Annotated in this window: 11 protein-coding genes; 4 read left to right on the top strand and 7 right to left on the bottom strand. The window is 67.7% G+C overall.

Features of this window, described 5'->3' with window-relative positions; translation table 11 throughout:
• Positions 1-368: 368 nt before the first annotated feature.
• Positions 369-3,074 carry an aconitate hydratase AcnA gene (acnA, locus tag HV783_RS14860; protein ID WP_175189391.1) on the top strand — a complete coding sequence of 902 codons (2,706 nt, stop codon included), beginning with the start codon at positions 369-371 and terminating at the stop codon, positions 3,072-3,074.
• Positions 3,075-3,175: 101 nt separating this feature from the next.
• On the opposite strand, the gene HV783_RS14855 is transcribed toward acnA, so the two are convergent.
• Positions 3,176-4,126, bottom strand: coding sequence for an OmpA family protein (locus tag HV783_RS14855; RefSeq protein WP_231132912.1), 951 nt, complete (start codon positions 4,124-4,126; stop codon positions 3,176-3,178).
• 168 nt (positions 4,127-4,294) lie between these two features.
• Entirely contained in the window at positions 4,295-5,068 is a 774-nt protein-coding gene (locus tag HV783_RS14850; RefSeq protein ID WP_081330473.1) for a DODA-type extradiol aromatic ring-opening family dioxygenase, read from the bottom strand.
• 248 nt (positions 5,069-5,316) lie between these two features.
• Here HV783_RS14850 and HV783_RS14845 point away from each other — a divergent pair, with 248 nt between their 5' ends.
• From HV783_RS14845 to efp, 3 genes are all read left to right on the top strand, one after another.
• The gene (locus tag HV783_RS14845; RefSeq protein ID WP_054503018.1) at positions 5,317-6,519 is read left to right on the top strand and encodes a DUF2863 family protein; all 1,203 of its coding nucleotides are present in this window, start codon (positions 5,317-5,319) and stop codon (positions 6,517-6,519) included.
• Between the two features lie 8 nt (positions 6,520-6,527).
• Positions 6,528-7,640 (top strand): elongation factor P maturation arginine rhamnosyltransferase EarP, encoded by a 1,113-nt coding sequence (gene earP / locus HV783_RS14840; RefSeq protein ID WP_175189390.1) that lies wholly within the window; start codon positions 6,528-6,530, stop codon positions 7,638-7,640.
• A 218-nt stretch (positions 7,641-7,858) separates the two neighbouring features.
• Entirely contained in the window at positions 7,859-8,419 is a 561-nt protein-coding gene (gene efp / locus HV783_RS14835) for an elongation factor P (RefSeq protein ID WP_006220534.1), read from the top strand.
• Between the two features lie 95 nt (positions 8,420-8,514).
• On the opposite strand, the gene HV783_RS14830 is transcribed toward efp, so the two are convergent.
• From HV783_RS14830 to HV783_RS14810, 5 genes are all read right to left on the bottom strand, one after another.
• Positions 8,515-8,973, bottom strand: a complete 459-nt coding sequence (locus HV783_RS14830; RefSeq protein ID WP_144654734.1) for a DUF1178 family protein — start codon at positions 8,971-8,973, stop codon at positions 8,515-8,517.
• 188 nt (positions 8,974-9,161) lie between these two features.
• A complete protein-coding gene (locus HV783_RS14825; RefSeq protein ID WP_054503021.1) occupies positions 9,162-9,869 on the bottom strand; it encodes a DUF2968 domain-containing protein in 708 nt (235 codons plus the stop codon).
• A 114-nt stretch (positions 9,870-9,983) separates the two neighbouring features.
• Positions 9,984-11,390: a sigma 54-interacting transcriptional regulator gene (locus HV783_RS14820; protein ID WP_054503291.1), complete on the bottom strand. Its 1,407-nt coding sequence runs from the start codon at positions 11,388-11,390 to the stop codon at positions 9,984-9,986.
• A gap of 49 nt (positions 11,391-11,439) precedes the next feature.
• On the bottom strand, positions 11,440-13,551 hold the full coding sequence (locus HV783_RS14815) for a pilus assembly protein TadG-related protein (protein ID WP_254603908.1): 2,112 nt from the start codon (positions 13,549-13,551) through the stop codon (positions 11,440-11,442).
• Positions 13,552-13,610: 59 nt separating this feature from the next.
• On the bottom strand, positions 13,611-13,782 hold a 172-nt coding region (locus tag HV783_RS14810), incomplete at its 5' end, for a DUF3613 domain-containing protein (RefSeq protein WP_175189389.1).

Below are 13,782 nucleotides of genomic sequence, written 5' to 3'. Positions count from 1 at the left end.
CTTGCGCCTGGAAGCGGTCGCGGAAATCCGCCTGGCGCATCACCGCGGCCACTGCCTCGCGCAGCTTGTCCGCCTCGACCGGCGGCGTGCCGCGCGGCACGACCCCGGCTCCCGCCGCCATGCGCTTGTAGGACTTCTTTGTTAAAAAAAGGGGACTTGCAGGGACGACGCGGCTGCCGCACAGTAGGGGTTTGCGCGACCGCCGCGCAACCCGCAGGCCGGCGCGGGCGGGAACTTTGACGCGCCCTTCAAGTCTTATATAAGATATAAGACACAGACCGAACCCGCGCCGCTGTCGCCCGGAATGACAAACGCGTCGAAACGCCTGAAAATGCCGGCTTTACGCGGGCAAAACCACGGAGTCCATCATGCCGCACAACACCCTCGACACACTCAAGAATTTCAAGATCGGCAACAAGTCCTGTCAGTACTATTCGCTGCCGGCGCTGGGCAAGGCGCTGGGCGTGGACGTGCAGCGGCTGCCGGTCTCCATCCGCATCGTGCTGGAATCCGTGCTGCGCAATTGCGATGGCAAGAAGGTGACCGAGGAACACGTGCGCCAGCTCGCCAACTGGCAGGCCAACGCCAAGCGCGAGGATGAAATCCCGTTCGTGGTGGCGCGCGTGGTGCTGCAGGACTTCACCGGCGTGCCGCTGCTGGCGGACATCGCCGCCATGCGCTCGGTGGCCAACAAGATGGGCAAGAGCCCCAAGAGCATCGAACCGCTGGTGCCGGTGGACCTGGTGGTGGACCACTCGGTCATGATCGACTACTTCGGCACCAAGAATGCGCTGGACCTGAACATGAAGCTGGAATTCAAGCGCAACCAGGAGCGCTACCAGTTCATGAAGTGGGGCATGCAGGCCTTCGACACCTTCGGCGTGGTGCCCCCGGGCTTCGGCATCGTCCACCAGGTCAACCTGGAATACCTGGCGCGCGGCGTGCACCAGGACAAGAAGAACAATATCTACTACCCCGATTCGCTGGTGGGCACCGACAGCCACACCACCATGATCAACGGCATCGGCGTGGTCGGCTGGGGCGTGGGCGGCATCGAGGCCGAGGCCGGCATGCTGGGTCAGCCGGTGTACTTCCTGACGCCCGACGTGGTCGGCGTGGAACTCAAGGGCAAGCTGCGCGGCGGCGTCACCGCCACCGACCTGGTGCTGACCATCACCGAAATGCTGCGCCGTGAAAAAGTGGTCGGCAAGTTCGTCGAGTTCTGTGGCGAGGGCACGGCCAGCCTGTCCGTGGCCGAACGCGCCACCATCGGCAACATGGCGCCCGAGTATGGCGCCACCATGGGCTTCTTCCCGGTCGACGGCCGCACCATCGATTACTTCCGCGGCACCGGCCGCACCGAAGACGAAATCGCCGCGTTCGAGGCCTACTTCAAGGCCCAGGACATGTTCGGCGTGCCCGCCGCCCAGGACATCAACTACACCAAGCTGTTGACGCTGGACCTGTCCACCGTGGCGCCGTCGCTGGCCGGCCCCAAGCGCCCCCAGGACCGCATCGAGATCGGCAACGTCAAGAGCACCTTCATCGACCTGTTCTCCAAGCCGGTCGCCGAGAACGGCTTCAACCAGCCGGCCGAGAAGCTGCAGCAGACCTTCACCACCAGCACCGGCACCAAGGTCAAGAACGGCGACATCCTGATCGCCGCCATCACTTCCTGCACCAACACCTCCAACCCCAGCGTGCTGCTGGCGGCGGGCCTGCTGGCCAAGAAGGCCGTCGAAGCCGGCCTGAAGGTGCCCAAGCACATCAAGACCTCGCTGGCCCCCGGATCGCGCGTGGTCACCGAATACCTGACCAAGACCGGCCTGCTGCCCTACCTGGAGAAGCTGGGCTTCGACGTGGCCGCCTACGGCTGCACCACCTGCATCGGCAACGCCGGCGACCTGACGCCCGACCTGAACGAGGTCATCACCAGCAATGACCTGGTGTGCTCGGCGGTGCTGTCCGGCAACCGCAACTTCGAGGCGCGCATCCACCCGAACATCAAGGCCAACTTCCTGGCCTCGCCGCCGCTGGTGGTGGCCTACGCCCTGGCCGGCACCGTGACGCGCGACCTGATGACCGAACCGGTCGGCCGCGGCAAGAACGGCGATATCTGGCTGGGCGACATCTGGCCGACCACCGAGGAAGTCGAGGCGCTGCTCAAGTACGCGCTGGACCCCAAGGCCTTCGAGGCCAACTATGGCCAGGTCAAGAGCAACCCCGGCAAGCTGTGGGAGAACATCAAGGGCGTCACGGGCGAGACCTACAACTGGCCCGATTCCACCTACATCGCCGAGCCGCCGTTCTTCGAAGGCTTCGGCATGACGCCGAGCGCGATGCCGACCGTCAAGAACGCCCGCGCGCTGGGCGTGTTCGGCGACTCGGTCACCACCGACCACATCTCGCCGGCCGGCTCCATCAAGGAAACCTCGCCCGCGGGCAAGTGGCTCAAGGAACACGGCGTCATGAAGGCCGATTTCAACAGCTACGGCTCGCGCCGCGGCAACCATGAAATCATGATGCGCGGCACCTTCGCCAACGTGCGCATCAAGAACCTGATGATCCCGGCGCGCCCGGACGGCAGCCGCTTCGAAGGCGGCGAAACCCTGTTCCAGCCCACCGGCGAACAGATGTCGATCTACGACGCGGCCATGAAGTACGTGGCGGCCGGCACGCCCACCGTGGTGTTCGGCGGCGAAGAGTACGGCACCGGCTCGTCGCGCGACTGGGCCGCCAAGGGCACCCAGTTGCTGGGCGTCAAGGCCGTCATCACGCGCAGCTTCGAGCGCATCCACCGCAGCAACCTGGTGGGCATGGGCGTGCTGCCGCTGCAGTTCAAGGGCAACGACAGCGTGCAGTCGCTGGGCATCACCGGCGAGGAAACCTACGACATCTCGGGCCTGGAGAACGGCATCAAGCCGATGCAGGACGTAACGCTGACGATCACCCGCAAGGATGGTTCGAAGCAGGACGTGACGCTGCTGCTGCGCATCGACACCCCGATCGAGGTCGACTACTACCAGCACGGCGGCATCCTGCCCTTCGTGCTGCGCCAGTTGCTGGCCGCGTAACGCGCGGGCCGCAAAGGCAAAGCCCCTGGAACCGAGGTTCCAGGGGCTTTTTTCATGGCCGCGCGCCGCCTGCCATCGCGACGCGTGGCAGGCTCACCCCATCATTGCGCGACCAGTTCGACCCGGCGGTTCTTGGCGCGGCCGGCCTCGGCGTCGTTGGCCGCCACCGGCGCCAGCGAGGCCACGCCCCGCGCCGACAGGCGCGCGGCCGGGATCTTGTAGCCCGCTTCCAGCGCCTTGACCACGGCGTCGGCGCGCTTTTGCGACAGGTCCAGGTTGCCGGCCAGCGTGCCCTGGTTGTCGGTGTGGCCGACCACGTAGACCTTCAGCTTCGGGTTGGCGTTGAGCAGCTTGCCCATCTCGTCGAGCGCGGCCTTGGACTCGGGCTTGACCTCGGCCTTGTCGGTATCGAAGTAGACGCCGTAGACCGCGACGCGGCCCGATTCGGCCAGCGACTTCTGCATGGCGGCCATGTCCAGCACCTTGACCTGGCCGGTCTGCATGGGCTTGGTCTCGATCACCTGCTGGAACACCGGCGTGATGTTGTTGGAGGTGTCGTCCATCACATCCAGGAACACGTAGATGTCGCCGGTGGGCGCCTCTTTCTTGGCCAGCACCGCGTAGTACTTGCCGCCGAACGCCGCGTCGCCCTGCCCCGGCTGGCTGACCTTGCCGCTGTTCAGGACGAACGACTGGAAGTCGCCGCCGCACTGCTCGTCGCCCTTGCATTCGAACAGCGTCTTGAAGCCGCCGGCCTGCAGCGCGCCTTGATAGTTGCGATAGACCTCCAGCGCCGACTTCTTGCCATCGATGCGATAGGCGATGCGCGTCAGCTTGCCTTCCAGCGTCAGGCCCCTGGCCTCGCTTTCGCGGGTGATGGGCTGGTTGGGCATCACGGCTTCGTCGTAGTCCTTGAATTCGTAGGCACGGATCTCGGCGCCCTCGAAACGCGTCAGGGCGGGATGGTCGCGGGAGCCCTCGACGTCCTCGGCCCAGGCGGACGAAGCCGCCGTCAGCGTGGCGGCGACGATGGCCAGACTCGCGGCTTTCACGATATGCGCATTCACGATCTCTACACTCCCGGCCGGATGGCTCCGGCATGCGTCCAGAACAGGAAAACGCCCGCATTGCGGGCGGCTGCCATTATGCATAGACGCAGCGGGGTTTGGTACCGCATGGGGTAACCAAACGTTGGCGGCGGTGAGGGGCGTCAACAGGCCTCAGTTGAATGCATAGGCGTCCATCGCCAGCGCGCCGTACGAGATCTCGTCCGTCAGGCGGGTGGCCTGGCCGCCGCCCGCGCCCAGCGCCACGTAGAGCGGCATCAGGTGATCGTCGTGCGGATGGGCCTGCGCCGCGCCCGGTGCGCGCGCCTGCCAGTCGAGCAGCGCCGGCACGTCGTTGGCGGCCAGGTGTTCGGCATACCACGCCTGGAACGCCGGCACGTAAGGCGCCGGCGGCGCGTCCTGCGGCATGCGCACGTCGCGCAGGTTGTGCGTCAGCGACCCCGAGCCGATGATCAGCACGTCCTCGTCGCGCAGCGGCGCCAGGGCGCGGCCCAGTTCCAACTGGCCGGCGGCGTCGCGGCCCATGTCCAGCGACAGTTGCACCACCGGCACGTCGACCTCGGGATAGAGGTAGCGCAGCGGCACCCAGGCGCCATGGTCCAGCGGCCGGCGCGGATCGCGGTCGGCGGCGATGCCGGCCTCGGCCAGCAGGGCCTGCGTGCGCGCCGCCAGCTCGGGCGAGCCGGGCGCGGCGTATTGCAGCGTGTAGAGTTCGGGCGGAAAGCCGCCGAAATCGTGCCAGGCCACCTGCTGGTCGCGGGTGGACAGGGCCAGGCCATGGCCCATCCAGTGCGGCGAGACCACCAGGATGGCGCGCGGCTTGCGGCCCAGGGACTGGCTCCAGGCGGCCAGCGCGGGGCCGGTCGAACCGGGTTCGACGGCCAGCATGGGGGAACCGTGGGAAACGAAAAGCGTAGGCCAGCGCATGGCGATGACTCCAGGAAAGCTTGATGATGGGTTCATTGTCGGTCGATTCCAATCAGCAATAAATCCCCTAAACAGGCACGATCTGTTGCCAGACCCGCACCAATCCCCGGCGGAAGGCCGGGTCCAGTCCGGTGACCGTCGGCGCCCTTGTGCTGCCCGATTCGCGGGCGCCCGGGCGTCGCCGCGACCACCGCCGTGGCGGGCGTTAAACTACGTCGTTACACACTTACTGGACGTCCTCCGAAGTTATGGCCCGATCCCGCAGCCAATCCGCTCCCCGCTTGACCCGTGACGCCACCCGCCTCATCACGCTTGCCCAGTCGCTCAACCGCTCGGGCAGCCGCGTCGAAGACGTGTACTGGGAGAATCAGCTTGGCGAAGCGATTCCAAAGCTGCTCAAGGCAGGCCAGGATGCCCCGCTGGAAGCCGCGCTGGACCACCTCGCCCAGGGCGACGTGGGCGCCTATGAGGTCCTGATCGAGCAGGCCGAAACGCTGTCCGAGTCGATGAAGATCGAGAAGAACGGCGTGCGCTACGACATCCTGCTGATCGTCGCGCCCATCGTGGCCTGGACCCGCTACGCCATCCCCACGGGCCCCGTGCCGGCCAGCGCCCAGCAGGCCCTGCTGGCGCAACTGCATGGCCACGTGCTGTCGAGCCAGGCCCGCAGCGCGCTGATGCCGGTGCTGGTAAGCGTGGACCAGATGCCACGCACCTTCTCCGAGACCTGGCAATGGCTGCAACGGCTGGGCTCGCAGGCGCTCGGCGCCGAGACCACCAAGCCCGCGCTCAATGCCGAGGCCGAAACCGCCAACATGCTGGCCGACACGCGCTACATCGTGGCGGCCGTGGCGGTGCCCGAGTTCGCGCCCGTGTTCCGCTGGCAGGAGCAGATCGGCGAGGCCGAGGCCAGCCGCGACGCCTGCCTGGCGCAATGGGCCGCGCAGGCCCAGCCGACGCTGGCCGGCCTGCTGCCGGGCTGCGGTTTCGAAGCCCTGCTGCCCGACGCCTACTACGTCAGCAACCGCGAGGCCGACCGCCGCGTGCGCCCGCTGTCGCTGCGCGCCGCCATCAGTTGGCTCGAGGGCGCGGTCAATCTCGAGGCCTCGCAACTGCGCGCCGTGGTGGCCGGCTGCGGCGAAAATCGGGTCGACGAATACCGCGTCAGCTTCACCGCGCGCAACAGCAACGACGTCTACTACGGCTGCGTCTGGCCGCTGTACGGCCGCGAGGAAGACCTGCCGGCCGACGAGGGCCAGCCCGACGTGGTCGACGAGATCGCGGCGCTGCTCAAGGAATACGGCGTGAGCGACGTGCGCCGCATTCCCGGCGTGCTGCCGCCGGAATATTGCGAGGACTGCGGCGCGCCCTACTTCCCCAATCCCCTGGGCGAACTGGTGCACGCCGAATTGCCCGAAGACGCCGAGGCGGCGCCCGCCAAGTTCCACTGAGCGCGTCGATGCAAGCGGACATCTTCTGCCGCGTGGTCGACAACTACGGCGACATCGGCGTCTGCTGGCGCTTGGCGCGGCGACTGGCGCATGGCCGCGGCTGGGAGGTGCGCCTGTGGGTGGACGACCTGGCCAGCTTCGCGCGCATCCAGCCCGGCATCGATGCCACTGTCGCGCGCCAGGCGTTCCAGGACATCGATATCGTGCGCTGGACCGACACGCCGGATCCGGCGCTGGCCGCCCGCGACGTGGTGATCGAGGCCTTCGCCTGCGATCCTCCCGAGGCCTTCCTGGCCAGCATGCGCCAGCGTCATCCCGCCTGGATCAACCTGGAATACCTGAGCGCCGAGGCCTGGGTGGAAAGCTGCCACGGCCTGCCGTCGCAGCGCCCCGACGGGCTGGTCAAGCATTTCTTCTTCCCGGGATTCACGCCGGCCACCGGCGGCCTGCTGCGCGAACCGGGCCTGACGGCCGAGCGCGACGCCTTCCAGGCCGATGCCGAAGCCCAGGCGGCGTTCCTGCGGGGACTGGGCGTGGCCGAGCCTCTCGTGTCGCAACGGCGCGACGGCGCCCGCACCGTGTCCCTGTTTTGCTACCCCAGCGCGCCGATCGACGGCCTGGCGCAGGCGCTGGCGGCCGATGCCCGCCCCGCCCTGCTGCTGGCGCCGGAAGGCGTCGCTCCCGGGCTGGAAGCGGCCTGCGCGCGGCCCGGCGGCCCGGCGGTGGCGCGCCTGCCGTTCGTGGCGCAACCCGACTTCGACCGCGTGCTGTGGTGCGCCGACCTGAATCTGGTGCGCGGCGAGGATTCGTTCGTGCGCGCGGCCTGGGCGGCGCGTCCGCTGGTCTGGCAGATCTACCCCCAGGAAGAGAACGTGCACCTGGAAAAGCTGGATGCCTGGCTCGCGCGCTATCCGGCCCCGGAAACCGCGGCCGCCGCCATCCGCGCCTGGAACCTGCCCGAGGCCGGCACGGCGGCGGATGCGATCGGCGCCGCCCTCGCGCCGGCCGCCTGGCGGGCCTGGACGCAGGCGGCGCGCGACTGGGACGCGGCGCAGGCCGCGCGCCCCGACCTGGCGGAAAATCTGGCCGATTTTTGCGCAGAGTTGGCCAAGAAACGCTAGAATAGAGAGTTTTCTGAGTCGCCCGGGTTTTTCGGCGCCTCAACTATGACGCCTCCCGGGGTGTGCATGAAAGTCGAGCGAGCGGGCCTTTTCGGGCCCGCGGGCTTGAGATGGCGTTGAGATCAAGATGGCGGGCCTGGCCCGTTGCCTGGCGCCCTCACCTGCCGCGGCTTTCTGCAAGCACGGCGAGTGCACCCTTTCCCCCCGGAGTTTTATCGATGAAAACCGCTCAGGAATTGCGAGTCGGCAACGTGGTCATGGTCGGCAAGGATCCCCTCGTGGTCCAGAAGGCCGAATACAACAAGTCCGGCCGTAACGCCGCCGTCGTCAAGCTGAAGTTCAAGAACCTCTTGACCGCCTCGGCCAGCGAATCGGTCTACAAGGCCGACGAAAAGTTCGAAGTCGTCCAACTGGATCGCAAGGAGTGCACGTACTCCTACTTCGGCGACCCGATGTACGTCTTCATGGACGAAGAGTACAACCAGTACGAAATCGAAGCCGAAAGCATGGGCGACGCCCTGAACTACCTGGAAGAAGCGATGCCCGTGGAAGTGGTCTTCTACGACGGCCGCGCCATCTCGGTGGAACTGCCCACGACCATCGTGCGCGAAATCACCTACACCGAACCGGCCGTCCGCGGCGACACGTCGGGCAAGGTGACCAAGCCCGCCAAGATCAACACCGGCTACGAACTGAACGTGCCGCTGTTCTGCGCCATCGGCGACAAGATCGAAATCGACACGCGCACCAACGAATACCGCAGCCGCGTCAACAACTGATCCGGCGACAGGCAAGAAAAAGCGCCAGCCCTTCGGGGTCTGGCGCTTTTTTTTGCCTTGCGCGGCCGTGAAAGCCGCCGCGGCGGCGAACGCGGCTATTGCAGGCGTTCGTCGTCGAGGAAGTCGGGCACGGCCATGACGTCGATGCCATCCTCGGCCAGGGCCTCGCGCTCTTCGCGCGTGGCGGTGCCGCGGATGGGGCGCTCGTCCGCGTCGCCCTCGTGGATACGGCGCGCTTCCTCGGCGAAGCGCGCGCCGACGTTTTCGGTATTGCGCAGCAGCGCGCGCACCTGGCGCATCACCACCGCCTGCAGCGCCGACATCTTCTCGGCGTCGGTGGCGCCGGCCGGCGCCGCCGGCTGCGCCGCGGGCGCGTGCAGGTGCGCCACGTTCAGGCGCGGCGCCGACAGGCGCTTGGTGATGCTGGCCGAGCCGCAGACCGGGCACGACACCAGTCCACGCGCCTGCTGCGCGTCGTAGTCTTCGTGCGAACCGAACCAGCCTTCGAAGATGTGGCCGTGCTCGCACTGGAGGTCGAAAACTTTGAGAGCCATGATGGAAATATGGGGGCTGGCATCCAGAATACAAGAAAGCGCGCGCGCACTCCTGGATACCGGACCGCGAACGGGGTTTTCGGCCGATTCCGGGCGGTTTGGCGGCATTTGCGCCACACACCGGCAGCGGCCGGGCCCCGCCCAATGAAAAGCGGGCCCGGGGGCCCGCTTGCTGGCGTGCGAGGCGCTTACTTGCCGCGCCTGGGCGTGGCGGGCGCCTGGCCGATCTGCGCCTGCTGCGCCTGCAAGGCGTCGATCTGGCGTTGCAGGTCGCGCAGTTGCTGGCGCACGTCCTTCTGCTGGTCGGCCAGCGCGGTGGCTTCCTGGCGGGACTGTTCCTGGCGCGCGGCGACCTGCTCTTCCTGCTGCATGCGCAGGGTGCGGTCGGCCTGCAGCGTGCTCAGCTCGGCGCTGCGGCTGGCCAGCAGCTTTTCGGCGTGGGTATATTCGGCCTGCAGCTTGATGCGCTTGATATCCACTTCGGCCAGGTCGGCCGACTGGGCCGCGAAGGCGCGGTAAGTGGCCTCGGCCTGCTTGTCCGACTTGGTCTTGAGCACGCGCCAGAAGTCCTTCTGCTGGAACAGGGCCACGTAGTACGTCAGATCGTCCGGCTTGAACAGCAGGCTGGCGCCGTACGTGCCGTTGTAGGTCGTACGCAGTTCGGAAACCTGGCGGTTCTGGATCAATGCCTGCAGCTCGGCCACCGTCGAGGACGGGCGCGCGGCGGGCGCAGGCGCGGGCGGGGTGACCGGGGTGGAGGCGGCTTGCTTGTCCTCGACCTGCTGCACCGTCGGGCGCGGGGGCTCGGATTGCGCGCTGGCGCACGCGGCCAGACCGGACAGGGCCGTACCCAACAGCGCCATGCGAGCGGCGGCACGGATAAAGTGGACGTTCATGCCTTCCCCAAAAAAATCGTTGCGGAACTATAGCAATTTATTCCGGTTGAAGCTGACGCGCGTGAATAACACGCGGCGATAGTGTCGCGCGCCCAGGGACATTCCCTATTGCGCTCACGACGCCTCGACAATGCCATCGGCGGTTTCGCCCTGGCCGCCGCCCAGATGCAGCTTGCGCATCTTCTCCCACAGCACCTTGCGGCTGATACCCAAGGTATTGGCGGTGTCCTGGCGGCGCCAGCCGTTGACGTCCAGCGCGGCCAGGATGCGGGCGCGCTCGGCGCGTTCGGCGTCGGTGAATACCGGCGGCTCGCACTGGGTATTGGCGCCCGCCGTCGCCAAGGCCGCCGGCCCGCCCAGCGGCTCGGCCAACTGATCGAAAATGCGCTCGATGCGGGCCTGGTCCCAGGCCTGGAACTGACGCCGCACGATCGCCACGCGCTCGGCCACGTTGGAAAGCTCGCGCACATTGCCGGCGTATCGCGCGCGCGCCACGCGTTCCAGCAGCCAGGCGGGCGGCTCGCCCTCGGCGCCCAGCCGTTCGAGCAAGGCGCGGAAGATCGCCACCTTTTCCTCGGGGCCGCGCTGCTCCAGGTTGGGAATGCGCAGCTCGATCACCGCCAGCCGGTAATACAGGTCGGCGCGGAACTCGTCCTGGCCCACCAGCACACGCAGGTCCTTGTTGGTCGCGGCCACCAGCCGGAAATCGACCGGCACCTCCACGGTGGAGCCCAGCCGCGTCACGGCGCTCTGCTCCAGCACGCGCAGCAGCTTGACCTGCTGGTACAGCGGCAGGTCGCCGATCTCATCCAGGAACAACGTGCCGCCGCTGGCCTGCTCGAAATAGCCCTTGTGCGCGCCCACCGCGCCGGTGAAGGCGCCCTTGGCGTGGCCAAAGAAGTGCGCCTCGAACAGCCCTTCGGGAATGGCGCCGCAGTTGACCGCGACGAACGGCCCGTCCGACCAGGCGGCGTGGTCGTGCAGCAGGCGCGCAATGCGCTCCTTGCCGACGCCGGTCTCGCCGTGGATCAGCACGTTGCTGCGGCAGTCGGCGAACATGTCGGCCTCGGCCAGCAGCGCCCGCATCGGCTCCGACACGGCGATCAGCGGCTGCTCGCGCCGCGGCGCGGCGCGATTGAACTGGTCGAGGGTGCCCAGCAGTTCGAACAGCAACTTGCGCAGATCCGCGGTGGTGAAGGCCAGCGGCAGCGTATAGGAGTATTCCGGCGGGTAATAACGCGGATCGCGGCCACGGGCCTCGGACGCCACCCAGATGACCGGCATGGCCTGCACCGACAGCCAGTCGTAACCGCTGAAGCGGTTGTCGCCCATGACCGAGACCGACACCAGCGCCACCGCGGGCCGCGACGGGTCGCGCGGCGGCGGAAACGCGGTGCCGGCGTCGGCGCGCACCAGCGACACATCCATGCCGGCCAGGCAGCGCTCGGCCCGGCTGGCGATGTCGGACGTGCCCTCCCAGACGTAGACGTCGAACTCTTCGCGCGAGAATTTCTGGGTCATGGCGACCACCGGGCCGGCCACGAAGGGGCGGAAATCATGGGCTTCATCATCAATACACCAGGCGGGGCTTGCCGCAGTCCACCGACAGCAGCGATACATCGGTCTGGCCGACACTCAGGCCAAGCATGTCCAGCAATTGCTGCAGCAGGGTCGACAGCATGCCGAGCAGCGGCTGCAGCAGCGTCACCACGATGGACAGCACGCCGCCCACCTGGTTGCCGCCGCTCAGCGCCAGCGAGGAGACCGTGTTGACGCGGCACTGGCGGATCCCGTCGGGCGTGATCGCCAGCAGGCAGGTCACGTCGCTCAGCGGCGCCAGCAGCAACGAATTGAGGAGGTTGCCCACCAACTGCAGCGTGCCGCCCAGCACCCCGGTCAGGCCGCCGTTGGTCATGCGCTGGCCGAGCTGGTTGAGCGCGGTGGAGGACCACTGCATGTCGTTGACCACCTGCGAAATCGATTTGCCCGGATTGCTGCCGCCGCCGCCCACCAGCGTGGTGGCCAGCGACAAGCGCTGTTCCGGCGTCAGCGGCGTGCCGGTGCCGACCAGGTCGCCCAGGATGCCGCCGACCACGGCGTCGGCCAGGTTCGAGGCCAGCGCGCCAAGGTTGACCGAGGTGGCATTGACGGTGGCGGTGGAATTGGGCGACGGCGGCTCGGTCAGCGTGACCGACACGGGCGCGGTCGAGTTGAAGATCGGCAGCGTGACCTTGCTGGTCAGCGGCAGGATGCCCAGCACGTTCAGGACCTGGTAGCGCTGGATCGATGCGAACGAGCTGGGCTGGCAGCTATTGGTGATGGACAGGAAATTGGCCTGCACGTTGTCGACGGCCGACGACATGCCCGGAAAGCGCCCCAGGCAGATATTGGCGACCGACGAGGTCACGTCGATCGTGGCCTGCGACTCGGTGAGCGGCGCCTGGCACAGCTTGGAGACCGTGCCGGTCGATTGCGCCACGTCGATGATGACAGGCAGGTCGATCTTGGTGCCGAGCGTGTTGGCCAGCAGCGGGCCCACCAGCGGGATGTTGCTGGTGTTGGCGCGCAGGTAGACGCGGATGCCGGCGCTGGTGGCCTGCGTGCCCACCCCGCCCACGCCGATGGTGGGCGGCTCGACGATGCGCACCTGCGACTGCACGCCGAGCAGCGGCACGTTCAGGCCCAGGTTGACCAGGTTCTGGCCGTTGGCGATGACCAGCGCGGTCTCCAGCACATTGAGCGCGTTGATGTTGGCCTGCAGCGCCGAGTTGATGTCGCCGCCCACCACGTTCAGGTCCAGGACGCCACCGTCGCCGAACAGCTTGACCGGCAGGTTCACCGGCATCACGTTCAGCACCACGTTGATGGCGTTGGACAGCAGCCCGAGGCTGGCGCCGGCGGTATCGCCGGCCTTGTTCATCACGGTCAGCGTGGCCTGCAGCAACTGGCCCAGCGTCAGGTTGTTGAGCGCGGCCAGTTGCGCCGGCGTGCCCACGCCGGTGGCCACCGACACCGGCAGGCCCAGCGCCTCCAGCAGGCCCGACGGCGTGATGTTGACGGTGGCCAGGCCGGCCGCGTCCAGGATGTCGAGCTGCGCCGGCGTGGCGCCCACGGTGGCCAGCAACTGCGACAGCAGGCCGCCCTTCTGCAGGCGCAGCAGGCGCGAGCCGACGGTGAACACGGCCACCGGCTGGGTGCTGGTGGCCACCGAGATCACCTGGACCTGCGCGCCGCCCGCCGTGCTGCCGGAGAAGCTGGGGATCAGGCTGGTGAGGGTCTTGTTGACGGTGATGCGCAGCGCGTTCGGCGCCTGGCCGCTGGCGGGATCGAACACGTACATGCCGCTGGCGTCGGCGCGGCTGGTGTCCCACACCTTGCATTCGACGGTGACGTCGGCCGCCGAGAAGCTGTCGAAGATGTTGGGCACGTTGGCCAGCACCGCGGCCCGCCCCGCCGCCTGCGCCCGGGCGCAGTCCGCGGGCGCGCCCATGCCCAGCACCTGCACCGCCGACAGCGCCGCCAGGTCCGAGGCCTTCTGCATTTCGCGCTTCATGTAATAGGCATAGCCCAGTTGGGCCACGCCCAGCAGCACCAGACCGACGATGACCACGAAAACGATGGCCACCGTCATGCTGCCGCGCTGCCGCGGGCAGAACGCAGAACGAGAATGAGTGGCTGGCATGATCGTGGCTCCGTGGCTCGGCGAGACAGGCCCGAGGCTCCTTGTCGTGTGAACAGGCGCTAGTTCGTGTTGTTGGTCTGCACCCGCTTGGTGAACCACTCGGGAATCGGCCGGGTGAAGCTGTCGACGTAGCGGTTCCAGGCGGCGGTGGACGCGGCGCCCAGCACCGGCAGCGCGGCGCCGGCGCGGCGGCCGTCGGCCTGCGCGGCCAGCAGGCCGCGGGTGATGTCG

This window comes from Achromobacter dolens (assembly GCF_902859745.1).
In the GTDB taxonomy this organism is placed as follows: domain Bacteria; phylum Pseudomonadota; class Gammaproteobacteria; order Burkholderiales; family Burkholderiaceae_B; genus Achromobacter; species Achromobacter dolens.
This window is presented reverse-complemented; position numbering and strand designations above follow the sequence as displayed.

Bases quoted from the DNA above. Each gene is read 5' to 3' on its own strand.
- acnA (WP_175189391.1), top strand. From the start codon at position 369: ATGCCGCACAACACCCTCGACACACTCAAGAATTTCAAGATCGGCAAC.
- HV783_RS14850 (WP_081330473.1), bottom strand. From the start codon at position 5,068: ATGCGCTGGCCTACGCTTTTCGTTTCCCACGGTTCCCCCATGCTGGCC.
- HV783_RS14845 (WP_054503018.1), top strand. From the start codon at position 5,317: ATGGCCCGATCCCGCAGCCAATCCGCTCCCCGCTTGACCCGTGACGCC.
- earP (WP_175189390.1), top strand. From the start codon at position 6,528: ATGCAAGCGGACATCTTCTGCCGCGTGGTCGACAACTACGGCGACATC.
- efp (WP_006220534.1), top strand. From the start codon at position 7,859: ATGAAAACCGCTCAGGAATTGCGAGTCGGCAACGTGGTCATGGTCGGC.
- HV783_RS14830 (WP_144654734.1), bottom strand. From the start codon at position 8,973: ATGGCTCTCAAAGTTTTCGACCTCCAGTGCGAGCACGGCCACATCTTC.
- HV783_RS14825 (WP_054503021.1), bottom strand. From the start codon at position 9,869: ATGAACGTCCACTTTATCCGTGCCGCCGCTCGCATGGCGCTGTTGGGT.
- HV783_RS14820 (WP_054503291.1), bottom strand. From the start codon at position 11,390: ATGACCCAGAAATTCTCGCGCGAAGAGTTCGACGTCTACGTCTGGGAG.
- HV783_RS14815 (WP_254603908.1), bottom strand. From the start codon at position 13,551: ATGCCAGCCACTCATTCTCGTTCTGCGTTCTGCCCGCGGCAGCGCGGC.